At 70.3% G+C, this 22,391-nt stretch carries 22 protein-coding genes; 11 read left to right on the top strand and 11 right to left on the bottom strand.

What is annotated here, in order from left to right:
* Positions 1 to 7: 7 nt before the first annotated feature.
* The 4 genes from KME78_RS57655 to KME78_RS57670 all read right to left on the bottom strand — a co-directional run bounded on the left by KME78_RS57655 (position 8) and on the right by KME78_RS57670 (position 5,422).
* The gene (locus tag KME78_RS57655) at positions 8 to 1,063 is read right to left on the bottom strand and encodes an LLM class flavin-dependent oxidoreductase (RefSeq protein WP_219538608.1); all 1,056 of its coding nucleotides are present in this window, start codon (positions 1,061 to 1,063) and stop codon (positions 8 to 10) included.
* A gap of 61 nt (positions 1,064 to 1,124) precedes the next feature.
* On the bottom strand, positions 1,125 to 2,258 hold the full coding sequence (locus KME78_RS57660; protein WP_308127545.1) for a M20 family metallopeptidase: 1,134 nt from the start codon (positions 2,256 to 2,258) through the stop codon (positions 1,125 to 1,127).
* 81 nt (positions 2,259 to 2,339) lie between these two features.
* Positions 2,340 to 3,776 (bottom strand): ATP-binding protein, encoded by a 1,437-nt coding sequence (locus KME78_RS57665; protein WP_219538609.1) that lies wholly within the window; start codon positions 3,774 to 3,776, stop codon positions 2,340 to 2,342.
* Positions 3,773 to 5,422 (bottom strand): NAD(P)/FAD-dependent oxidoreductase, encoded by a 1,650-nt coding sequence (locus tag KME78_RS57670; protein WP_219538611.1) that lies wholly within the window; start codon positions 5,420 to 5,422, stop codon positions 3,773 to 3,775. The genes KME78_RS57665 and KME78_RS57670 overlap by 4 nt, the downstream gene beginning before the upstream one ends.
* Positions 5,423 to 5,507: 85 nt before the next feature.
* On the opposite strand from KME78_RS57670, the gene KME78_RS57675 reads away from it, so the two are divergent.
* A complete protein-coding gene (locus tag KME78_RS57675) occupies positions 5,508 to 6,080 on the top strand; it encodes a TetR/AcrR family transcriptional regulator (RefSeq protein WP_219538613.1) in 573 nt (190 codons plus the stop codon).
* Here the strand turns inward: KME78_RS57675 and KME78_RS57680 are convergent.
* The 3 genes from KME78_RS57680 to KME78_RS57690 are packed head-to-tail and all read right to left on the bottom strand — an operon-like array spanning position 6,070 to position 8,566.
* Positions 6,070 to 6,831, bottom strand: a complete 762-nt coding sequence (locus KME78_RS57680) for an SDR family oxidoreductase (protein WP_219538615.1) — start codon at positions 6,829 to 6,831, stop codon at positions 6,070 to 6,072. The two genes, KME78_RS57675 and KME78_RS57680, sit on opposite strands and share 11 nt — an antisense overlap.
* A gap of 18 nt (positions 6,832 to 6,849) precedes the next feature.
* Entirely contained in the window at positions 6,850 to 7,695 is an 846-nt protein-coding gene (locus KME78_RS57685) for an RNA polymerase sigma-70 factor (RefSeq protein WP_308127546.1), read from the bottom strand.
* A 7-nt stretch (positions 7,696 to 7,702) separates the two neighbouring features.
* Positions 7,703 to 8,566, bottom strand: a complete 864-nt coding sequence (locus KME78_RS57690) for an NAD-dependent epimerase/dehydratase family protein (protein ID WP_219538616.1) — start codon at positions 8,564 to 8,566, stop codon at positions 7,703 to 7,705.
* A gap of 127 nt (positions 8,567 to 8,693) precedes the next feature.
* Here KME78_RS57690 and KME78_RS57695 point away from each other — a divergent pair, with 127 nt between their 5' ends.
* Entirely contained in the window at positions 8,694 to 9,341 is a 648-nt protein-coding gene (locus KME78_RS57695; RefSeq protein WP_219538618.1) for a ThuA domain-containing protein, read from the top strand.
* A gap of 229 nt (positions 9,342 to 9,570) precedes the next feature.
* Here KME78_RS57695 and KME78_RS57700 read toward each other — a convergent pair whose 3' ends face one another.
* Positions 9,571 to 10,230: a MerR family transcriptional regulator gene (locus tag KME78_RS57700; protein ID WP_219538619.1), complete on the bottom strand. Its 660-nt coding sequence runs from the start codon at positions 10,228 to 10,230 to the stop codon at positions 9,571 to 9,573.
* Between the two features lie 15 nt (positions 10,231 to 10,245).
* Positions 10,246 to 11,094: a LysR family transcriptional regulator gene (locus tag KME78_RS57705; protein ID WP_219538620.1), complete on the bottom strand. Its 849-nt coding sequence runs from the start codon at positions 11,092 to 11,094 to the stop codon at positions 10,246 to 10,248.
* A gap of 363 nt (positions 11,095 to 11,457) precedes the next feature.
* Between KME78_RS57705 and KME78_RS57710 the strand changes: the two genes are divergently transcribed.
* Positions 11,458 to 12,534 (top strand): beta-ketoacyl-[acyl-carrier-protein] synthase family protein, encoded by a 1,077-nt coding sequence (locus KME78_RS57710; protein ID WP_372455129.1) that lies wholly within the window; start codon positions 11,458 to 11,460, stop codon positions 12,532 to 12,534.
* Between the two features lie 16 nt (positions 12,535 to 12,550).
* Here the strand turns inward: KME78_RS57710 and KME78_RS57715 are convergent, their stop codons facing one another.
* A complete protein-coding gene (locus KME78_RS57715) occupies positions 12,551 to 13,669 on the bottom strand; it encodes an N-acetylglucosamine kinase (RefSeq protein ID WP_219538624.1) in 1,119 nt (372 codons plus the stop codon).
* A 60-nt stretch (positions 13,670 to 13,729) separates the two neighbouring features.
* Here KME78_RS57715 and KME78_RS57720 point away from each other — a divergent pair, with 60 nt between their 5' ends.
* From KME78_RS57720 to KME78_RS57745, 6 genes are all read left to right on the top strand, one after another.
* Positions 13,730 to 14,599, top strand: a complete 870-nt coding sequence (locus KME78_RS57720; protein ID WP_308127548.1) for a MurR/RpiR family transcriptional regulator — start codon at positions 13,730 to 13,732, stop codon at positions 14,597 to 14,599.
* Positions 14,596 to 15,342 (top strand): sugar isomerase domain-containing protein, encoded by a 747-nt coding sequence (locus KME78_RS57725; protein ID WP_219538626.1) that lies wholly within the window; start codon positions 14,596 to 14,598, stop codon positions 15,340 to 15,342. Before KME78_RS57720 ends, KME78_RS57725 begins: the two co-directional genes overlap by 4 nt.
* An 83-nt stretch (positions 15,343 to 15,425) precedes the next feature.
* Entirely contained in the window at positions 15,426 to 16,784 is a 1,359-nt protein-coding gene (locus KME78_RS57730; RefSeq protein WP_219538627.1) for a cellulose binding domain-containing protein, read from the top strand.
* Positions 16,785 to 16,824: 40 nt separating this feature from the next.
* Positions 16,825 to 18,078 (top strand): extracellular solute-binding protein, encoded by a 1,254-nt coding sequence (locus KME78_RS57735; protein ID WP_219538628.1) that lies wholly within the window; start codon positions 16,825 to 16,827, stop codon positions 18,076 to 18,078.
* Positions 18,075 to 18,953: a carbohydrate ABC transporter permease gene (locus KME78_RS57740; protein WP_219538629.1), complete on the top strand. Its 879-nt coding sequence runs from the start codon at positions 18,075 to 18,077 to the stop codon at positions 18,951 to 18,953. The genes KME78_RS57735 and KME78_RS57740 overlap by 4 nt, the downstream gene beginning before the upstream one ends.
* Positions 18,950 to 19,768: a carbohydrate ABC transporter permease gene (locus KME78_RS57745; protein WP_219538630.1), complete on the top strand. Its 819-nt coding sequence runs from the start codon at positions 18,950 to 18,952 to the stop codon at positions 19,766 to 19,768. Before KME78_RS57740 ends, KME78_RS57745 begins: the two co-directional genes overlap by 4 nt.
* Here the strand turns inward: KME78_RS57745 and KME78_RS57750 are convergent.
* Positions 19,758 to 20,702 (bottom strand): N-acetylglucosamine kinase, encoded by a 945-nt coding sequence (locus KME78_RS57750; RefSeq protein ID WP_219538631.1) that lies wholly within the window; start codon positions 20,700 to 20,702, stop codon positions 19,758 to 19,760. The two genes, KME78_RS57745 and KME78_RS57750, sit on opposite strands and share 11 nt — an antisense overlap.
* A 103-nt stretch (positions 20,703 to 20,805) precedes the next feature.
* On the opposite strand from KME78_RS57750, the gene KME78_RS57755 reads away from it, so the two are divergent.
* Together KME78_RS57755 and KME78_RS57760 are read left to right on the top strand one after the other, a co-directional pair.
* Positions 20,806 to 21,651: a MurR/RpiR family transcriptional regulator gene (locus tag KME78_RS57755; protein WP_219538632.1), complete on the top strand. Its 846-nt coding sequence runs from the start codon at positions 20,806 to 20,808 to the stop codon at positions 21,649 to 21,651.
* Complete coding sequence (locus KME78_RS57760) at positions 21,652 to 22,386, top strand: sugar isomerase domain-containing protein (RefSeq protein WP_219538633.1); 735 nt, start codon at positions 21,652 to 21,654, stop codon at positions 22,384 to 22,386. It abuts the gene before it with no gap.
* Positions 22,387 to 22,391: the final 5 nt, after the last annotated feature.

Below are 22,391 nucleotides of genomic sequence, written 5' to 3' on the forward strand. Positions count from 1 at the left end.
GGGAACGTCAGTGAAATGCGGGCATGACCTCGGCGGCGAAGAACCGCATGACCTTCTTCATCTCCTCCAGCGGCATCGGCCGGGTGCTGCCGAAGTCGCAGAGCAGGTTGGCGAACCCCGCATCCCGCAACAGCGAGATCTGGTCGATGACCCGCGCCGGGTCACCGATCACCTCGAGCTGCTCCCAGCGGAAGTCGGCCGAGACGGAGCCGCCCTTGAGATAGCGGTCCTGGTAGTACTCGAAGCCCTGCGCGGCCTTGCCGGTCTTCGGGTCGATCGGCGCGCTGCGCTCGTTGAAGATCCGCGACCGGTCGAACGACGCCTCGAACCTGGCCTGGTCCTCGCGGGCCTGCTCGACGGTCGACGCCACATAGACGCTCCGCGCCACCACCAGCTCGGCGCCGCCCGCGTGCCCCGCCTGGGCGGCGGTCTCCTGCCAGGTCTCGGCCGCCTTGACGACCTTGCGGAACGTCGCCGCCGGGTCGGCCAGGATGGGCAGCCCGCGCTCGCCGTACATGGTGACGGTCTCGGGGGAGACGGCGGCGACATGGATCGGCGGGTGCGGCGTCTGGAGGGGGCGCGGCGTCAGCGACACCTCGGCTCCGGTCTTGTAGAACTTGCCCTCGTGCTGGAACGCCTCCTCGGTCCACAGGCCCAGGATCACCTCCAGCGCCTCGTTGAACCGGTCGCGCGCCTCGGCCAGGTCGATGCCGAAGCCCTCGAACTCGAAGCTCTGGTAGCCGCGCCCGATCCCGAGATCCAGTCGTCCGCCCGAGAGCACGTCCACCAGCGCGGCCTCCTCGGCCACGTGCACCGGGTTGTGCAGGGGCAGCACCACGATGCCCGTGCCCAGGCGGATGCGCGAGGTGCGGGCGGCCGCGTGGGCGAGCAGCGTGAACAGGTTCGGCACGACGCCGTAGTCACGGAAGTGGTGCTCGGCCAGCCGTACCCCGTCGAACCCCAGTTCCTCGGCCAGCTCGATGAGCTCCAGGTGGTAGTCATAGACGTCCTTGAAGCTCTGGCCGTCGAACCGGTGGAAGAGGTGGAAGGTCGAGAACTTCATGCGGCGGCCCCTCAATGGTAAACCAAGCGCTCGCTTGGGACATTACCACGGGCCGTGTTTCCTAGGCGAGGGCCGTGAGCAGCCCCATCGTCAGCGCGGTGCGCTCGGGGATGTGCTCGATCAGCACGTGCTCGTGCCGAGCGTGCGCGCCGTCGCCGACCGCGCCCATGCCGTCGAGCACCGGGCGCCCCAGCGCGGAGATGAAGTTGCCGTCGCTGGCCCCGCCGACCGCCGTCTGCTTCAGCTCCCAGCCGAACCCGGCCGCGACCGCCCACGCCTGTTCGAACAGGGCCTGCGAGTCCGGATTGGGCGTCATGGGCGGCCGGTTCCAGCCTCCGGTGACCGCGACCGACACCCGCGGGTCCGAGGCGCGCAGGCCGGCGAACACCTCGTCGATGCGCGCCATCTCCGGCGCCTGCGCGACCCGGACGTCGATGCCGCAGGTGGCGCGGCCCGCCGCGACGTTGCGCCCGGTGCCACCGCTGATCAGCCCGACGTTCACCGTGGTGCCGAGCTCCCGCGCGCCGGAGCCGGCCAGCTGGGTGACGAGCTCGGCCAGCGCGTGAATGGCGCTCGCGCCCGAGTCGGGGTCGAGCCCGGCGTGCGCCTCGACGCCGGTGACCGTCACCTCGAACAGCCCGACGCCCTTGCGTGAAGTCTTGAGCACGCCGTCCAGCGACGCCTCGAAGACCAGGCTGGCCAGCGCGTCCGCGCTGGCGGCCTCGATGTGCCGCCGGGAGAACAGGCTGCCGATCTCCTCGTCGCCGTTGAACAGGTACCGCACGCTCGGGTGCGGCAGGCCGAGCTCGCGCAGCCCCCGCAGCGCCCAGACCGTCTGTACGAGCCCGGTCTTCATGTCGAACACGCCCGGTCCGGTGATCTTGCCGTTCAGCACGGTGAACGGCCACTCCGCGAGCGTCCCGGTCGGCCAGACGGTGTCGTAATGGCTGAGCATCAGGACGGTGCCGGGCGCGGTGCCCTGGTAGGTCAGCTCCAGGACGTCGCCGTACTGGCCGCCGTCGTGCACGACCGCCTCGTCCGGCAGGCCGAGCCGCTCCTCCACCAGGGCACGGACGGCGGCCAGCCCCTGGGTGAGCATGGCCTTGTCGTAGCTGTAGGTCTCCAGCTCGACGAGCGTCCTGAGATCGTCGAGCATCGCGGGCAGGGCTTGGCTGGTCCAGCGTGTGATGGGCACGTGAATTCTTTTTCCAGGGGAGGAGACCCTGACACGCGAGGCCAGGGTGACAGTTGCCACGCCTGGCCTTCCTTTACGCGTTCACGCGGCGGGGGACGCGACCGCCACGGACTCGCGGAGCGGCAGCCGTACCTCGAACCAGGTGTCGCCGGGCGTCGACCGCGCCTTGAGCTCGCCGCCGTGCCGTCCGGCCACGATCCGGTAGGAGATGTCGAGCCCGAGACCGGTGCCCTGGCCGACGCTCTTCGTGGTGAAGAACGGCTCGAAGATCCGGTCCTTGATCGCGTCCGGCACACCGGGGCCGGTGTCGCCGATCTCGATGATCGCCTCGTCCTCGTCGTGCGCGGTGCGGATGGTCAGCGTGCCCTCCCCGCCCATCGCGTCGAGCGCGTTGTGGATGAGGTTCGTCCACACCTGGTTGAGCTCGCCGGCGTAGGCCGGGATGGGCGGCAGCGTCCGGTCGTAGTCGGTGACCACGGTGATGCCGGGCGGGATCTTGCCGCGGAAGATGGCGATCGTGCTGTCGAGCAGCTCGTGCACGTCGCAGACCTGGAACGGCGCGCGGTCCATCTGTGAGTACTGCTTGGCCGAGGCGAGCAGCGAGGTGATCCGCTCGGTCGCCTCGGTCACCTCGCCGAGCATCTGCGAGATCTCGATGGCCTCGGCCAGCCAGTGCAGCGCGGCGCCCGTGTGCTCCTCGCCCACCTTCTTGTGCACCTTCTCCAGGTGCACGCGGCCGAATCCGGCGTTGACCAGCGCCGGTGCCAGCTCCCACGCGTCCTCCACGCCGAGCTCGTCCAGGGCCTCGCCCAGGTCGTCCTCCGCGTCGGAGATCTCCATCGGCGTGCGCGGGGGCAGCTTTCCGACGGCCGCGGTGCAGTTCTCCTGCATCTCGATCAGGGCCTTCAGCCGCTCCGGCGGTATGCCGTCCTCGGCGAGCTGGGCCAGCTGCATGCGGGAGGTCCTGATCAGCTTGCGCAGCTCGCTCACCGCCCGCACGGCCGCCGCCGACGGGTTGTTGAGCTCGTGGGTGAGCCCGGCGGTGATCGTGCCGAGCGCGGTCAGCCGCTGGCGCCGGTCGATGACCTCCCGCTGCATGCGGCCACCCGACACCATGCCGTCGAGCAGGTGCATCGCCATCGGGAACCACTCGGTCACGATGTGCGCGAACTTCCTGGCCGGCAGCAGGAACATCCGGGAGGGCGCGGTGGCCCGCAGACTGTGCTGGTAGCGGTCCGGTGCCCGATCGCCGAGATAGGCGCTGGTGGCCCCGCCGTACACGCCCGGCTGGGAGGTCCGCGGCATATTGACGGTCCCGGCCGTGACCGTCTCCGAAATCATCTGGATCTCACCCTCGACCAGCACGGCGAAGCACTCCGCCGGGTCGCCCTGCTGGAGGATGATCTCGTCCTGCTCGTAGGACCGCATGGCACCGCTGAGGGCCAGCTTGGTGAGCTGCTCGTCCGTCAGGCGCTCGAACAGGAAGAGTTTGCGGAGTTCGTCGATGTCGATGGTCATTGCTTCTCCAGGTAACGATGCACGAGCGCGACCGCCATCGCGCCTTCACCGACGGCGGAGGCCACCCGCTTGATCGACTCGGCCCGTACGTCACCCGCGGCCAGCACTCCCGGCACGTTCGTCTCCAGGAAGTACGGCTCGCGCCTGAGCGTCCAGTTGCGCGGGCGCTTGCCGCCCTGCACCAGGTCCGGCCCGGTCAGCACGAACCCCTTGGCGTCGCGCTCGATCGTGTCGCCGAGCCAGGAGGTGAAGGGCTCGGCACCGATGAACACGAACAGCCACTGCGTCTCGACCACCTGCTCCTCGCCCTTCGTGGAGAGCGTGAGGCGCTCCAGGTGCCCGTCGCCGTCGCCGGCGGTGACCTGCGTCTGGTAGTGCACCTCGATGTTCGGGATCGCGGCGATCTGCTCGATGAGGTAGTGCGACATGGACTTCTCCAAACCGTCACCTCTCACCAACAAATGAACCGTGCTCGCGAATCCCGACAGGTAGACCGCCGCCTGACCGGCCGAGTTGGCCGCGCCGACGATGTAGACCTCGCTGTCCTTGCAGGAGGGCGCCTCGGTCAGCGCCGCGCCGTAGAAGACGCCCCTGCCCACCATTTCGTCCAGGCCCGGCGCGTCCAGGCGGCGGTAGGTGACACCGGTCGCCAGGATCACCGCGTGCGCGGCGATCTCGCCACCGTCCTTGAACCCGACCACCCTGGCCTGCCCCCGGGGCTCCAGATGGCTGACCTTCTGCGCGCTCAGCAACTCGGCCCCGAACTTCAGCGCCTGCCTGCGCGCCCGGTCGGTCAGTTGCTGGCCGGACACGCCGTCGGGGAAGCCCAGGTAGTTCTCGATCCGCGAGCTCTGGCCCGCCTGCCCGCCGGAGGCGTGCGCCTCGATCAGCACGGTGTTGAGCCCCTCGGAGGCGCCGTACACCGCCGCGCCCAGCCCGGCGGGGCCGCCGCCGACGACGATCAGGTCGTAGAAGTCGGTGGCCGGCGTGGTCGACAGTCCCACGGCCGCCGCGAGCGAGGCCTGGTCGGGCGACTGCATCGAGACGCCCGCGGCGGTGACCACGAGCGGCAGCCGGCAGTCCGCGCCGACCGCCGCCACGAGCTCGGCGCCCTCCGGGTCCTCGGCCAGCATCCACTGGTACGGCACGTGGCTGCGGGCCAGGAACTCACGCACCTTGTACGACGGCGCCGACCACCGATCGCCCACCACCCGCAGTTCGGCGACCTCGATGCGCTCGGTCCGGTGCCAGGCGTCGAGCTGGCCGTCGATCACCGGATAGAACTTCTCCTCCGGCGGGTCCCACGGCTTGAGCAGGTAGTGGTCGAGGTCCACCACGTTGATCGCCTGGATGGCGGCGTCAGTGTCCGCGTAGGCGGTCAGGAGCACCCGGCGCGCGTACGGATACATGTCCATCGCGGCCTCAAGGAACTGCACCCCGTTCATCTGCGGCATCCGGTAGTCGGCCAGGATCGCGGCCACGTCGTCGCCGCGCAGCCGCATCTCCTTCACGGCCTCCATGCCCTGGTCCGCGGCCTCCGCCCGGACGATCCTGTACTGCTGGCCGTAGCGGCGCCTCAGGTCACGGGCAACCGCCCGCGATACGCCTGGGTCGTCGTCCACCGTCACGATGACCGGCTTGTCCATGGCCCTGCCTTCCCCACGTTTGTCTCTAAAAGGAAGGATGTCATGTGCTGCCAAGTCAGTAAGCGCTCACTAATAAGATGCGCCCATGAACACCCGCGATCGCATCATCGACGCCGCCGAGCAGGCCATCCACGAATACGGCCTGGCGGGGGCGACCACGAAACGCATCGCGTCGCAGGCCGGTTGCTCCGAGGCGCTGCTCTACAAGCACTTCCCCGGGAAGGAGGCGCTGCTGCTGGCGGTCCTGCTCGAACGGCTGCCCGCGCTCGCCCCGGCGCTGGCCGCGCTGCGGGAGCGCCTCGGTGAGGGCGACCTGGCGGGCAACCTCACCGAGTTCGCGCTGGCGGCCGTCGACTTCTACGGCCGCGCCGCCGGCATCGCCTCGGGGATGATCTCCGATCCGTCGCTGCTGAGCACGTTCAGGGACATGCTGGCCAAGGGGGCCACCGGCCCGCACCTGCCGATCGAGGTACTGGCCGAGGTGCTGCGGGCCGAGCAGCGGCTCGGCCGGCTCGACGGCGCGATCGACGCCGGGGCCGCCGCCTCGCTGCTGATGGGCGCCTGCTTCCACCGCGCCCACCTGGCCTTCTTCACCGACCTCGCGCAGCCGGCCGACGCATGGGCCGCCGCGATCGTGGCGACCCTGATCAGGCGATGACGCGGCTCTCGCCGCCGTCGACCAGCATCGAGATCCCGTTCACGAACGAGGCCCGCTCGCTGGCCAGGAACGCCACCACGTCCCCCACTTCCTCGGGCCGCCCGACTCGCCCCACCGGCACCCCGCCGCCCCGCACGGCCAGGCCCTCGTCGCCACCCGCGGTCTCGCGCAGCCGCTCGGTGTCGATCGGGCCCGGCAGCACGTTGTTGACCAGCACCCCGTCGCCGCCGACCTCCCGGGCCAGCGTCCGCACGATCCCGGCGACGGCCGAGCGGGTCGTGTTGGACAGAGCCAGGCCGTCGATCGCCTCGCGTACCGACCGGCTGGTGATCGTGACGATCCGGCCCCAGCCGCGGGCGCGCATCTCCGGCAGCACGGCGTGCAGCAGGCGTACGGTGCCGAGCAGGTTGCGCTGCACCGCGATGTCCCAGTCATCCAGGCGGACGTCGACGAACCGGCCCACGGGCGGTCCGCCCGCGTTGGCCACCAGGATGTCCACCGGGCCCAGCACGTCCCGCGTCTCGGCGACCACCCGGACGGCGGCGTCGTGCTCCTCCACGTCCGCGAGCACGGCGTGCACCACGCCGCCGAACTCCTGCAGCGCGACCACCGCGTCGGCCAGCCGTTCCGGATTGCGCGCGCTGACGCAGACGGCGCAGCCCTCCCGCGCCAGGCTCTTGGCCGCGGCGAGCCCGATGCCCGCGCTGCCTCCGGTGACGAGTGCGACTCTGCCCTTGATGCCCAGATCCATGAAGGTGACTATAGGTGGTCAGGCGGTTCGTACCCGTGAGAGCTTGTCCGGATTGAGCAGACCGTACAGGCCGTGGATGCGGCCGTCGCGGATCTCGATGGCGACGAGCTGCTCGTTGCCCGCGACGCTGGTCAGGATCGCGGGGTGGCCGTTGACCTCGACCAGTTCCGCCGCGCCGAAGGCGTAGCGCGACACCAGCCCGCCGACGAACGCCGCCACCTTCTCGCGGCCGATGATCGGGCGGAGCGCGGCGCGGACCTTGCCGCCGCCGTCGTTCCAGGCCACGACGTCCTCGTGCAGCAGGTCGGTGAGCGCGCCCAGGTCGCCGCCCGAGGCCGCCGCCACGAACTTGAGCAGCAGCTCGGCATGCTGCTCCGAGGTCGGCTGGAACCGGTCACGGCCCTGCTCCAGCCGCTGCGCGGCGCGGTGGTGCAGCTGGCGGGCGTTGGCGACCGAGGAGCCGACGATCTCGGCGATCTGGTCGTACGGCAGCTCGAACGCCTCCCGCAGCACGAACACCGCGCGCTCGGGCGGCGACAGGCGCTCCATCAGGTGCAGCGTGGCGTAGGAGACGGTGTCGCGCAGCTCGGCCGTGTCGAGCGGCCCGGCCTCGGCCGTCGCGACCGGCTCGGGCAGCCAGGGGCCGACGTAGCTCTCACGCTTGACCCTGGCCGAGCGGAGCTGGTCGAGCGCCAGCCTGGACACCACGGTCACCAGGAACGCGCGGGGCTCCCTGATCTCCGCGTGATCCGTGGCCTGCCAGCGCAGCCACGCCTCCTGCACCACGTCTTCCGCGTCCCACATGCTGCCCAGCAGCCGGTAGGCCAGCCCGAGCAGCATGGAGCGGTATTCCTCGAAGTCCACCACGGCATCATGCCGCGACGTCGAAGAAGGACGGATGCCGGGGCCGCCAGTTGAGCGCGAGCCGGGCGCGGCTGTTGTCGGCGCCGCGCAGCCTGGTCATGAAGGCGACGCCGAAGGGGCCGACGGCCAGCCGGGCCAGGAACGCGGGCACCCGCTTGGGCGCCGGAGCGCCCAGCGCGGCGGCGTACGCGGGCAGCCAGTCGCCCATCGTGACCGGCGCGTCGTCCACCACGTTGAGCGCACCGGTCACGTCCCTGTCCAGCGCCGCGACGATCGCGGTGGCGGCGTCGTGCGCGCCGGTGAACGACAACACCGAGCCGCCGTCGCCGACGATCGGCATCTTGCCCGCCCTGACCGCCTCGGTGGTGGCGCCGCCTTCGTCGTACGCCGAGCCGGGGCCGGTCAGATGCCCGAAACGGAGCACCAGCCCACCGGCGTCGGTGGTCTGCCGCTCCAGCTCGCGCAGCGCCCCGAGGACGGGCGCGAACGGCTTGGGCGGGTCCTGCCACAGCGGCGCGTCCTCGTCGGCCAGTCCCGGAGCCGGGTCGTAGGCGTAGGCGAGGCCCTGCGCGATGAACCTGGCGTTCGGGGCGGCGTCGATGAGGTTGCGGGTGCCCTCCACGCGCAGCCGGTTCGTCAGCTCGAACTGCCTGTCGATCCGCTTCGGGTCGATCGTCCGGGGAATCGCGGTCAGCAGGTGCACGATCGCGTCGGGCGCGGCCTCCCGGACGAACCGCCGGGTCGCCTCGCGGTCGAGCGCGTCGGCGTTCTTCGACCGCGACAGCTCGATCGCCTCGTGGCCCACGGCGGCGAGCAGGGGGACAAGCTGACGGCCGATGACACCGGTGGCGCCGGCGACGAGAACTCTCATGATGACTCCATTCCTTTTGTCATCAGGACGGGACAGCCTCCAGCGATGTGACAGTCCGCGGGTAGAAATGCCGCGACAAGCATGATGAGGTTGGGACGTGGCGAGAAATCTGATTCTTTCGGGAGGCTTGTTCCATGACTTCGAGGCCACCTCGGCGGCACTCGCCGAAGTGCTCGCCGGGGTGGGAGTCGAATCCGAGATCACCGAGGACATCGCGGGCGCGCTGAGCGAGCCGTCGGAGGTCCAGCTCATCACCGTCAACGCGCTGCGCTGGCAGATGGACCTCGACCGCTTCGCCGACCTGCGTGACGAGTGGCGCTTCGAACTGCCCGCCCAGGCCCGCACCACCCTGCTCGACCACCTGGACCGGGGTGGCGGACTGCTCTGCATGCACTCGGCGTCGATCTGCTTCGACGACTGGCAGGGGTGGCCGCGCGTGCTGGGCGGCTGCTGGACCTGGCCCAAGTCCCACCATCCGCCGCTGGGCTGGACCGGGGTACGCGTGCACGGCGGCCACCCGATCGTGGACGGGCTGCGCGACTTCGACCTGGTGGACGAGGTCTACAGCGACCTCGACGTGCTGCCGGACGTACAACCGCTCGCGTCATCGGCCACCGGGCAGCCACTGGTGTGGGCGCGGCCGGTGCGGCGGGGGCGGGTCGTGTACGACGCGCTGGGGCACGACGTCCGGTCGTACGAGAACGAGATCCACCGCACGTTACTGCAGCGGTCCGCCCTGTGGCTGTTGAAACGCCCGGTGGCCGTGACCGACTGAGCCGGCTCGGTCGGCGGAGAAACCGCGGATGGCTTCGGCCAGTTCGTCCGGGACGTCCTCGGCCAGGTGGTGGCCGCCATCCAGCGTGTGGCCGCGCGGTCGACGCCCAGCCCCGCCGGTAGCCCTCGCACATCGCGTGTACGGCGGCTTGGACGAGCGGCCGTACCCCCTGGTGTCGGGGCACACCACGGTGTGGCCGAGGGCGAAATCGTCGAACATCCGCCCGCGCCTACCCGGCCCGATCACTTCCACTCGGTACTTCGCGGGCCGAGCCGCCGACCCGCCGCGCCGACTCCGACTCGTGCGCCAGGCGGCGGAGGGCGTCGAACGCCCGCCCGTACAGGACCGTGCCCAGCACCAGCGCCTCGACGGCGGCCTCGCGCGGCCCGTCGAACGGCACCGTGTCCATCTCCGCCTCGGCCACCAGCTTCTCGGCCGTCCGGGCATAGACCATCAGATCGGTGGACATGCCGAGCTGGCCCATCCTGACGACGGTCTGGGTGAGCTCGTCCCGCGTGGGGGCCTCAGGGCTGACGTCCCAGCCGAGCTCCGCGATGAGGGTGTCGACCTGGCCGCGAGCCGTGTCCCATTCTTCACCGGGCTCCGGCTCGATGGTGGGACCGAGAGCGTACTGGGCGGTGCCGAGCATGAGGTGCACCGAGAGCGACTCGTCGTCCACCGCCTCGATGACCTTCTTGATGGCGGCGACGGGCAGCCGGCCCACCTCCAGCAGTGCCCGGATGAGGCGGAGTCTGCGCAGGTGGGAGTCGTCGTACTCGGCTCGGGTGGCCGCGATCTGCCGGCCCTGGTGCAGCAGGCCCTCGCGGAGGTAGTACTTGATCGTCGCGATCGCCACACCGGACTCGACACTCAGCTCCGAAACGCGCATCGCTAGATAATAGCGCTATCCAGATCGCGCGAGATGCCGGGCCGCGTGCACCAGGTCGTCCACGTCGGCCTGACGGTTCCAGAGGAACACCACTTCAAGGGGCGGGATCTCTTCGGCGACGGGGATGAACGTGAGGCGTTCCGGCACGGGCAGGCCGCCGCGCACGCAGAGCGTGTAGCCGGCGCCCGACTCGACGAGGGCGACGGCCGCCTCATGGGTGGCCGCCCCGGGTCCGAGGCGAGGATGCAGGCCGAGCCGGACGAACCCCTCGAGAAACCGGCGCGCGCCCGCCACCGCGTCGGACTCCGGCATGACGAGCGGCTCCGTCGCCAGATCGGCGAGCCGCAGCCGCTCGGCGGAGGCCAGCCGGTGATCGCGGGGGAGCAGCGCGAGTACCGGGGCCCGCTGGACGAGCATGCGGGCCACGCCCCGGGGCAGCGAGCCGGGAGCGTACCCCAGCCCGGCCTGAAGGGTTCCGTCCATGATGGAGATGATCTGCTCGGCCGTGCACATGGGCGCCACCCGCAACCGCGCGCCCTGCAGCTGCGACAGGAGCCGGGCCACCACGTCCCCCAGCCCGTCCGCGACCCCCAGGCGGGCCGTCTGCCCCTTGCCCCGGGCGGCGGTCACGGCCCGTTCGAAGGCGTCGACCGCCACCGTGGCCTGGGCCAGGAACACCTCGCCTGCCTCGGTGAGCCGCATCCCGCTGGACGAGCGGGTGAACAGCTCGACGCCGATCTCCTTCTCCAGCGCCCTGAGCTGCTCGGACAGGGTGGGCTGGGCGAGGTGGAGCACGGCGGAGGCGCGGCGCAGGCTGCCCGCGCGGGCGATGGTGATCGCGTTGCGTACGTGGCGTAGATCCATCGCTCACCTCGAGATGATGGGGATGGGTTATCGGATGATCGCACTTCCGTATTACAAAACGGACTATCTGCTGTGAAGGGGTTCAGTTGCCGTGGGGTGACGGTTTCTGCGGCCAGCCGGTGAGGGCTCGCGCGATCGTGGGATGCGCGGGGCCGTGCGGCGTGGGCCCTCGGACGGAAGACGCCGCCGTTGTTACCGCCGCGCATTAGTGCCGAGCAAGCGCTTGTGTATACTCCGCCGCCGCGTTAGCGTGTCGGGCTAGCACCACATGCGTCACCCGCCGGGGTGGATCGCGCCCTGCCCCGGCGAGTGACCCACCCCCCGTGACAGCGAACCCGTCCGTCCGTGGGGGCCTGGCAGGAGGTGGGCATGCAGCCCTTCGCCGGCAGGGCGGCCGTGGCCGGGATCGGCATGACCGCGCTGACGCGGGAGTCCGGCCGCACCGAGCTGGACCTGGCGGTCGAGGCCTGCCGTACGGCGTGCGCCGACGCGGGCATCGCACCCGCGGACGTGGACGCGGTGCTGAGCTACCACATGAACGACTCGGCCCCCGTGACCCAGGTCGCCCGCGCGCTGCGCATCGACCGCCTGGGCTGGCACAACGACATAGCCGGCGGCGGCACCCAGGCGGCCTCGATCCTGGGCGACGCGGCCCTGCTGATCCACGCCGGTTTGGCACGAAATATCCTGATCTATCGGGCGCTTAACGGCCGCTCAGGCAAGCGCATGAACACCGTCTCCACCGGCCCGCAGGAGCGGTTCACCTACGGCATGGCCGGCCCGATCCCGCTCTTCGCCCTGGCCGCGACCCGCTACCTGCACGACACCGGCCTCGGCCCCGAGCACCTCCACGCCGTCGTCGCCCAGTCCAGGGACAACGCCAAGACCAACCCTCGGGCGCTGCGCCGCGAGCCGCTGTCGTTCGAGGACTACCTGGCCAAGCCGTACGTCTGCACGCCACTGCGTACCGCCGACTGCTGCCAGGAGACCGACGGCGCGTGCGCGCTGCTGGTCAGCGGCGTGCTCGGCGGCCCGCGCATCCAGGCCGTGGTGCGCGGCGGCGGCCCCGGCTGCTCCTCGATGGACCGGGCCCCGGACGTGACCGCGATCTTCTCCGAGTACGTGGCCCCCATGCTGTGGGAGGCGTCCGGCATGCGCCCGTCGGACGTGACGGCGGCACTGCCGTACGACGCGTATTCATGGCTGGTCCCCCGGCAGTTGGCGGACTTCGGCCTGGTCCGTCGCGAGGACCTTGGCCCGTACCTCCTGGAACGACGGCACGCCTGGCTCAACCCGCACGGCGGCCTGCTGTCAGAGGGCTACGTGCACGGCCTGAACAACGTGGCCCAGGCCGTACGGGAGGTCCGGGACGGCCGCGAGGTGGCGCTGGTGACGGGCTTCGGCGGCAGCTATGGGAGCGCGGCACTGCTGGTGGGCTGAACCGCCCGGACCGGCGTCACGAAGGAGTGTCCCGCGACACGAAGCGCGGATGGCGTCGCTCGGCCTCTTGCGGGCTGAGGTACGCACGAGCGGCCAGCCAGGCAGCCGCTCCCGCACCGTCTCCGGCAATGCTCACCGTCTCCTCCCGCAGAAGTGCCAAGACGGCCTGCCGTACGGGGCCTTCCGTGGTGAGGACGCTACCCGCGAGCACGATGGGGAGGCGGGACACATGCACCTCCATCGCCGTCCTGACCAGCCGGATGGCGGCCTCGTCCACGATCTCCAGCGCCACCGGATCACCGTCCGCCGCGGCCTCACTCACGAAGGGCGCCAACTCGGCCAGCGCGAGCGGCGCCTGTCCCTGCACCACAGCCGCCAGCCGCCCAACCGGATCGTCAAATGGCCCGTCGGATAACAGATGACAGATGACAAGCTCTGTCAGCCGCCCTCTTCGGGGCTGCAGGGAAGCGTTCAAGGCGCGGATGGTGGCGCGAGCGGCGGCCCGGCCGAGCCAGAACGCTGAACCCTCGTCGCCCAGTTGCCACCCATAGCCGTCCGCTGTGGCCACCTGAACGTGGTCGGTAATTTTTGCCGCGATCGCCCCTGTCCCGGAGATCAGCACCGTGCCCGATGGCGACGCCGTGCCTGCGGCGAATGCGGTGACGACGTCGCCAAGTGTGCGGGTCATCTCCGCGTGGATCGCCGGCCCCTGAACGCCATCACCGCCCGGTCCGCCGAACACCCGCTCCACTACGGCCTGACGCATCGCCGCGTTACCCGCCATACCGACGACCACCGCCCGGACCAGCGCCCCTGCTGAAGAGGGCACCTCAGCCGAAGGGGCCGCCCCTGGTGGAGACGCCGCAGATCCGTCCGCTGCCGTCGGTGCGCCGGCGTTCCCCGGCGCACCGGCCGTCACTCCACCGGCCGTCACTCCACCGCTCGCCAGGACGCCGTCCGCCGACGTCAGCGCCCTGCGCACCGCTGCCGCCAAGTTGGCGCAAGCCGTCGGGAAGCCGAGTGCGACCGCGTTGGCGCCGCCCGCGACCCCATAGCCGACCCGCGTGCCCGCCAGCGTGAAGAGTGCGGCACGCGACGAGGTGCCGCCTGCGTCAATGCCCAGAACCAGCTCCATGTCAAAAATTATTCCCCAATATCCTTGACGAGGCCAGGATATGAGCATAATTTTCACCGCGTGGACCTACTAGCCCGGATCAGAACCGAGCAGCACGACATGCCCGAGGCGCTACGGAAAGTGGCGGACGCGATCCTCGGCAGCCCCGCCGAGGCCGCGCGGTTGACGATCGTCGATCTGGCCGAGCGGAGCGGCACCTCCACCGCCACGATCACGAGGTTCTGCCGGGCGCTGGGATTCACCGGCTACGCCGAGCTGCGGGTCGCCATCGCGACCGAGACCGGGCGGGTGGCGCAGCAGACCTGGCAGACCGACATCGGGCAGGAGATCCTGCCCGACGACAGTCTCGAACGGGTGCTGGGCGTCGTCTCCGGGAACGACATCCGGCTGATCCAGGAGACCGGCGACCAGCTCGACCTGGCCGTGGTGGGCAAGGTCGCGCAGGCCGTCGCGCGGGCCGGGAGGGTGCTGCTGTTCGGGGTGTCGAGCAGCGCGGCCGTCGCCAGCGAGATGGAGTACCGGCTGCAGCGGATGCGCGTACCCACCTGGAGCAGGTCCGACGCGCACAGCGCGCTGACCGACGCGGCGCTGCTCGGGCACGGTGACGTGGCCATCGGCATCTCCCACAGCGGCCGGACGCGCGAGGTCATCGAGGTGCTCGCCGAGGCGGGCAGCCATGGCGCGATCACCGTGGCCGTGACCTCGCATCCCAGGTCGCCACTCGCCGAGGTGGCCGAGCTGGTGCTGACCACGGCCAGCCGTGAGACGACGTTCCGGTCGGACGGGTTCGCGGCGATCCATTCGCAGTTGCTCGTGCTGGACGTGGTCTACGTCTCGGTCGCGCAGAAGACCTACGAACGTACCAAGGAGGCTTTCGACGTAACGGTCAGAGCGGTAGCCGGACACCGACTCCCAGAAGGGGATATATGACGTTAAATCTTGAGGACTACGTCGCCCACCTCGCCCCGCTCGTCCAGGACATTCCGAAAGATCCGGAGATCTCCAGGGCCGCCACACTGTTCACCGCGGCGATCAGTAAGGGCGGCGTGATCCAGGCGTTCGGCTCGGGCCACTCCGAGGCGGTCGCGATGGAGATCGCCGGGCGGGCGGGCGGTCTGGTGCCCACGAACCGGCTCGCGCTCAGGGACATCGTCCTGTACGGCGGAGCGCCCCGCGACCAGCTCGACCGCTACGACCTGGAACGCGACCCGGCCGTCGCCCACACCATCCTCGATCACGCCCCCGTCCACGACGAGGACCTGTTCGTGATCATCTCCAACTCCGGCGTGAACGGCGTGGTCGTCGAGCTCGCCACCCTCGTCAAGCAGCGCGGTCACGACCTGGTCGCGATCACCTCGCGCGCCCACGGCGACAGGGTCACCTCCCGTCACCCCTCGGGCCGCAAACTGAGCGACCTCGCCGACGTGGTGCTCGACAACCGGGCACCGTACGGCGACGCGGTGCTTCCCCTGCCCGGCGGAGGCGCCACCGGGGCCGTCTCCACCATCACCTCGGCCCTGCTCGCCCAGCTCGTCGTGACCGCGACGGTGGGCAACCTGCTCGAGGCGGGCCAGGTCCCACCGGTCTACCTCTCGGCCAACGTCCCCGAGGGCGACGCCCACAACCTCAAGCTCGAAGCGCTGTACGCGGGCCGCATCCGCCGAGGCGCCTGAGCACCTCCCTGAGCACGACAGCACGACAGCACTGTTCGGCATGCACGAAATTCGGGGGCCGTAGAAACAAGGAGAACCCCGCCATGACGCGGAATGCCGTGAGGATCCTCTTCAGCCTGACCCTCCCCCTCATCCTGGTAGCCCTGGCGCTGACCGCCCCGGCCAACGCCCAGCAGGCCGTACGCCTCACGTACAAGACCAGCTCCCCACTCGCCACCACCGCCCAAGCCGAGCCCTGGTTCCAGCTCTACAACGACGGCACCACGTCGATCCCGCTCAACCAGGTCAAGATCCGCTACTACCTGACCGGCACGGAGACGTACCGCTTCGCCTGCTCATGGGCGGTGGTGAGTTGTTCGACGGTGACGGGGCAGTTCGTCCGTCAGTCGGGTGCCGACCAGTACCTAGAAATCGCCTTCACCTCCGGCACGCTCGCACCCGGCACGAACACCGGCGACATGCAGCTCCGCTTCTACCGTGCCGACTGGCAGAACTTCACCCAGAGCGACGACTACTCCTTCGGCTCCCAGACCGCGTACGGCAACTGGGACAAGGTGACCGTCTACGTCAACGGCCAGCTCGCCTGGGGCCGGCCGTCAGGCAGCGATCCGACTCCCACCCCGACCCCGACCGTCACTCCGCCCGGCGGTTCGCAGGGCGTGCTGTTCGACGACTTCAGCTACACCGGCTCGGCCGACCCGCGTCTGTCCCAGCGCGGCTGGACGGTCCGCTCCAGCTCCGGCGGCCCCGGCGTGCCCGGTGCCACCTGGTCGCCGTCGGCGATCACGTTCCCCGGCGGCCTGCTCACGCTCGACTCCTCGACCAACGGCACCGCCTCGGGCACCGTCCAGACGGAGCTGTCCACCGCCGCCCGCAAGTTCCACGAGGGTACGTACGCGGCCAGGGTGCGTTTCAGCGACGCCCCGACCAGCGGCCCGGACGGCGAGCACCTGGTGCAGACGTTCTTCACGATCACCCCGCTCAACTTCAACCTGGACCCCGACTACGGCGAGCTGGACTTCGAGTACCTGCCCAACGGCGGCTGGGGCGAGCCGGGCAACATCCTCTACACCACGAGCTGGGAGACCTACCAGGCCGACCCCTGGCAGGCCGTGAACACCCACACCGAGGAGCGGACGAGCTTCAACGGCTGGCATGACCTGGTCATCCAGGTCGGCGGCGGGCGCATCAAGTACTACGTCGACGGGCGGCTGTTCGCCGACCACGGCGACATCTACTACCCCGAGACGCCCATGTGGATCATGTTCAACCAGTGGTTCATCGATCTGCAGGGCGGCACCACCCCGCGGAGCTACCGGCAGCAGGTCGACTGGGTCTACCACAGCAAGAACGAGATCGTCTCACCCGCCGACGTGCTCGGCCGGGTCAGCGCCTTCCGCACCGCCGGAACCGCCTTCCAGGACACGGTCCCCAGTTCCTGAGAGCACCGCCGACACACCCCCCATCAGAAGGTGAACGACGATGAAGTACCGCATCCTGGCTCTGGCGGCCGTCTTCGCGCTGGGCGCGTGCGGCTCCGATGCCAAGCCGACCGGCGGAGCGCCCGCGAGCGGCGGCCCGGCCAAGCTGACCGTCTGGATCATGGACGGCAGCATCACGAAGGAACTGCTGAAGACGTTCGAGACCGGCTACGAGGCCGCGCACCAGGGGACGGACCTCGACATCCAGATCCAGGCCTGGGACGGCATCGGCGAGCGCGTGACCGCCGCGCTGGCCAGCACCGACGCCCCCGATGTCATAGAGGTCGGCAACACCCAGGTCGCCCAGTACGCGGCCAGCGGCGGCGTCCAGGACCTGACCGGCAAGGTGACCGACCTCAAGGGCGAGGACTGGCTGCCGGGCCTGGCCCAGCCGGGCAACATCGACGGCAAGCAGTACGGCATCCCCTGGTACGCCGCCAACCGCGTCGTCGTCTACAACAAGGACATATTCGCCAAGGAAGGGATCAAAGCCCCAAAAACCAGGGACGAATGGCTAAATATCACGGCAAAGCTTAATAAAGGCCAGAACCAGGGCATCTACCTCACCGGCCAGACCTGGTACGCCCTGGCTGGGTTCGTCTGGGACGAGGGCGGCGACCTGGCGATCCAGGAGGGCGGCAAGTGGAAGGGCGCCCTCGACACCCCGCAGGCCCTGGCCGGCATGGACTTCTACCAGCGCCTCCAAGCCCTCGGCAAGGGCCCCAAGGACGCCGACGAGGCCAACCCGCCGCAGCACGAGGTGTTCGCCCAGGGCAAGGTTGCCCAGATCATCGCCGTCCCCGGCATCGCCTCGCGGGTCCTGGAGGTCGAGCCGAAGATGAAGGACAAGATGGGCTTCTTCCCCATCCCCGGCAAGACGGCCGACAAGCCGGGCACCGTGTTCACCGGCGGCTCCGACCTGATCATCCCGGTCGCCTCGCAGCGCCAGGACCAGGCGTACGAGGTCGTCAAGGCGCTGGCCGGCGAACAGTTCCAGACGGAGCTGGCCAAGGCGATGAGCTTCGTGCCCAACCGCACCTCGCTCGCCGGCGTGCTGGCCGGTGACGAGGGCACGGCGGCCATGGCCACCGCCGCCGCCAACGGCCGGGCCACTCCCAACACGCCCAACTGGGCCGCCGTCGAGGCCACCTCGGTCGTCAAGCAGTACATGACCGCCGTACTCACCGGTGCCGACCCGGCGGCCGAGGCGAAGAAGGTCTCCGAGACCATCACGACGACCCTGAACAGCAAGTGAGGTCGCGTTCGCTCTGGCCCTACCTGCTCATCGCGCCCACGGTGGCCGGTGGGGCCTTCCTCCTGCTCTATCCCCTGCTCAAGGCGGCCCTGATCTCGTTCCAGCACTTCCGCATGGGCGAGCTCATCAGGGGCGGCGCCGTGTTCGCGGGCCTTGCGAACTACCGGGAACTCCTGTCCGGCGCGGAGTTCTGGCAGGTGCTGCTGCGTACCCTCGGGTGGACCGCGATCAACGTGGTGCTCATCGTGGCCCTGTCGACCGGCGTCGCCCTGATGCTGGTCCGGCTCCGCCCCGGCCTGCGCCTGGCGGTGATGAGCGGGCTCGCCCTGGCCTGGGCCACTCCGGTCATCGCGGCCACCACGATCTTCCAGTGGCTCTTCCAGTCGGAGCTCGGCGTGGTCAACTGGCTGCTGGTCACGCTGGGCCTCGACTCGTTCCGCGGCTACACCTGGTTCGCGGACGGCACCGCCACGTTCGCCGTACTCGTCGTCCTGGTCGTCTGGCAGTCGGTGCCGTTCGCCGCGCTGACCCTCTACGCGGGGCTGACCACGATCCCGGCCGAGCTGTACGAGTCCGCCAGGATCGACGGCGGCACCGGCCGGCAGGTCTTCTGGAAGATCACGGTGCCCATCCTGCGGCAGCTCTTCGCGCTGATCACCTCCCTGGAAGTGATCTGGGTGGCCAAGTGCTTCCCGCAGATCTGGGTCCTCAGCCAGGGCGGGCCCGACGGCGCCACCACCACCCTGCCGGTCTACGCGTTCAAGATCGCCAGAGTCCTGCACCGGTACGACCTGGGCTCCGCGGTCGCCATGCTCACCGTCGTCATCCTCGCCATCGCCCTGATCAGCAACCTGCGCAGAATGGTCCGCTCATGAAACGGCTCGCGCTCAACGCGGCGGCGCTGGCCGTACTCGCGATGACGATCTTCCCCGTGTACTGGATGTTCCTGACCGCGGTCAAACCGACCAGCGACATCCAGGCGGCCACGCCCACGTTCTGGCCGGCGAACCCCACTCTCGAACACTTCGCCACAGCCATCTCCGCGCCCGGCTTCTGGACCTACTGGCGCAACAGCCTGGTCGTGACCGTGGTGGCCGTGCTGCTCGCGCTGGTCGTGGCGCTGCTGGCGGCGTTCGCGGTGACCAGGATGCGCTGGCGGGGCGCGGGGGCCTTCGTGCTCGCCGTCTTCGCCGCCCAGATGGCGCCGTGGGAGGCGCTGCTGGTGCCGGTGTTCATCATCGCCAGGGACACCGACCTGCTCGATTCGCTGACCATGCTGACCGGCGTCTACTTCATGATCACGCTGCCGTTCACGATCGTGACGTTGCGCGGGTTCCTGCAGGCGATCCCGCTGGAGCTGGAGGAGGCGGCGCAGGTCGACGGGTGCGGCCGGCTCATGGCGTTCCGGCGGGTGGTGTTCCCGCTGCTCGCGCCGGGGCTGATGGCGACCTCGCTGTTCGGCTTCATCACGGCGTGGAACGAGTTCGCGTTCGTCAACGTGCTGATCATCAAGGATCAGGACCGGCGGACGCTGCCGGTGTGGCTGTCGTCGTTCCGCGACGTGTTCGGCACCGACTGGGGCGCGACGATGGCCGCGGCCAGCCTGTTCGCGCTGCCCGCGCTGCTGCTGTTCCTGTTCCTGCAGCGCCGCGTCGGCACCGGCATGACCGCGGGGGCGATCAAGGGCTGAGGGTGAACGCCGCGTGCAGCGCCCGCCGGTCGGTCTCCGGCAGCAGGTCGCGCGCCGCCAGCCAGGCCGCCGCCCCCGCCCCGTCCCGCGCCGTGGCCACGCTCTCCCCGCCCAGCAGCTCCCGTACGGCCTGCCGTACCGGCCCCTCGCTCGTCAGCACACTCCCCGCCAGCACCACCGGCCCTGACCGGTGCACCCGCCGGACCGTGGCGACCAGGTGCTCGGCCGCCTGACGGGCGATGCCGAGCGCGAGCGGGTCACCCGCCTCGGCGGCCTGGCTGACCAGCGCCGACAATGCGGCCAGGCGCATGTGGTCGGCCTGCGCGAGCCGGACGATCCGATCGGCGTCCTTACGCGGCGTGGGACCGCGCTCGGCCCCCAGGAAGTGCTCGACGACCAGCTCGACCAGCACGCCCTCCGAAGAGCCGCGATCCAGCGCGGCGATGACGGCCTTGGCGCCCGCGCGCCCGATCCAGAAGCCCGATCCCGCGTCGCCCAGCAGCCACCCGAGCCCATCGGCGATCGCGTCCACTTCGTAGGCGGCGAACCTGGCCGCCACCGCCCCCGTCCCCGCGAGCAGCAGCGAGCCGTCCGGCTCGGGGGACCCCGCGACGTACGCGAGCACCACGTCCCTTCTGACCCGCGGCCCGGAGGCGATGCCGTGCCCCGCCCACACCTTGGCCAGCTCCGGCTCCATCGAGTCGACGAGTCCCGAGACCCCGGCCAGCGAGGCGACGACCGACGACGCGTCCTGCCCGGCCAGCGCCCGGCCGAGCGCGGTGTCGATCGCGGCCACCGCACTGGTCAGGCCGTGGGCGCTCGGGTTGCCCGCGCCCGCCCGGGCATAACCGACCCGGGTGCCGTCGAGTGAGTGCACCGCGACGCGGGTGGAAGTGCCTCCGGCGTCGACACCGATGGTGAGCGAATTGGTCACGGTCCGATTGTGGGACTTGACTCAGCGGAGAAGCAAGAATAATTTTCGGCGGAAGACCGGGTATCCGGAAGGAATATTCGTGACTTCAGGTGCCCTCGGGCGTGTGGAAACAGAGCTACCCGGCTTGCCGGAGGCGTTGCGCAGGGTCGGCGAGGTGATCCTCGGTGATCCGGCCGAGGCGGCCCGATCGACCATCATCGCCCTGGCCGAGCGTGCGGGCAGCTCGCCCGCGACCGTGACCAGGTTCTGCCGGGCCTTCGGCTTCTCCGGCTACGCGGAGCTGCGGGTGGCGCTGGCCACCGAGACCGGCCGGGCCGCGCAGGCGGGCTGGGGCGCGGGCGTGGGGCACGAGATCGGGCCCGACGACCCGCTCGACGCGGCGATCGAGGTGATGGCCGCGGCCGACGCCCGGCTCATCCAGGACACCGCCGCCCAGCTCGACTCGGAGATCGTCGCCCAGGTGGCCGACGCCATCGTCGCCGCGCCGCGGGTCCTCCTCGTCGGCGTCTCCACCAGCGGCAACGTCGCCACCATGTACGAAGGCCGGTTCCGGCGCATCGGCGTCCCGTGCTGGAGCGCGGGCGACGCGCACGTCGCGCTGTCGGATGCCGCGCTGCTCGGCTCGAACGACGTCGCGATCGGCATCAGCCACCGGGGCCGGACCCGCGAGGTCATGGAGGCGCTGGCCGAGGCCGGCAGCCACGACGCCACCACGGTCGCCGTCACCTCGTTCGCCCGCTCACCGCTCGCCGACCTGGCCGACCTGGTGCTCACCACCGCCAGCAGGGAGACCACGTTCCGGCTCGGCGGTCTGGCGGCCGTCCACTCGCAGCTGTTCGTGCTCGACGCCGTCTACGTGGCGGTGGCCCAGCGCACGTACGAGCGCACCAACCAGGCGTTCGGGCTCACGATCAGCGCCGTGGAGAGCCATCGGGTGGAGAGAGGCTGAATGACGTTCGCAACGAAGGCCCTGGAGCTGGCACACCAGGTCGTGGAGTCGCAGGCGGAGCCGGTACACCGCGCCGCCGCCCTGTTCGTCGCCTCGCTCAGGGCGGGCGGCGTGGTCAACGCGTTCGGATCCGGGCACTCCGAGGCCATCGCGATGGAGATCGCCGGACGGGCCGGCGGCCTGGTGCCCAGCAACCGGCTCAGCCCGCGCGACCTCGTCCTGTACGGCGGGCAGCCGCCGAGCGTGCTCACCCCCGAGCTCGAACGCGATCCGCAGATCGCCCACCGGATCTATGAGCTGGCGCCCGTCGCGCCGCAGGACGTGTTCGTGCTGATCTCCAGCTCGGGCATCAACGGCACCGTGGTCGAGCTGGCCACGATCGTCAAGGACCGCGGCCATCCCCTGATCGCGCTGACCTCGGTCGAGCACAGCAGCCAGATGACCTCGCGCCACCCGTCGGGCCGCAAGCTGCTCGACCTGGCCGACGTCGTGCTGGACAACGGCGCGCCGTACGGGGACGCGATCCTCGAACTGCCGGGCGGCGGCGGTTACGGCGCGATCTCGACGGTCACCTCGGCGTTGCTGGCGCAAATGGTGGTCACCGAGGCGGTGGACGAGCTCGTGGCGCTCGGCGAGACACCGCCCATCTACCTGTCGGTCAACGTGGCCGGCGGCGACGAGCACAACAAGGCCCTGGAGAGCCGCTACGCAGGGCGGATCCGACGTGGAGCATGACCAGT

Source organism: Nonomuraea guangzhouensis, assembly GCF_019396345.1.
GTDB lineage: Bacteria > Actinomycetota > Actinomycetes > Streptosporangiales > Streptosporangiaceae > Nonomuraea > Nonomuraea guangzhouensis.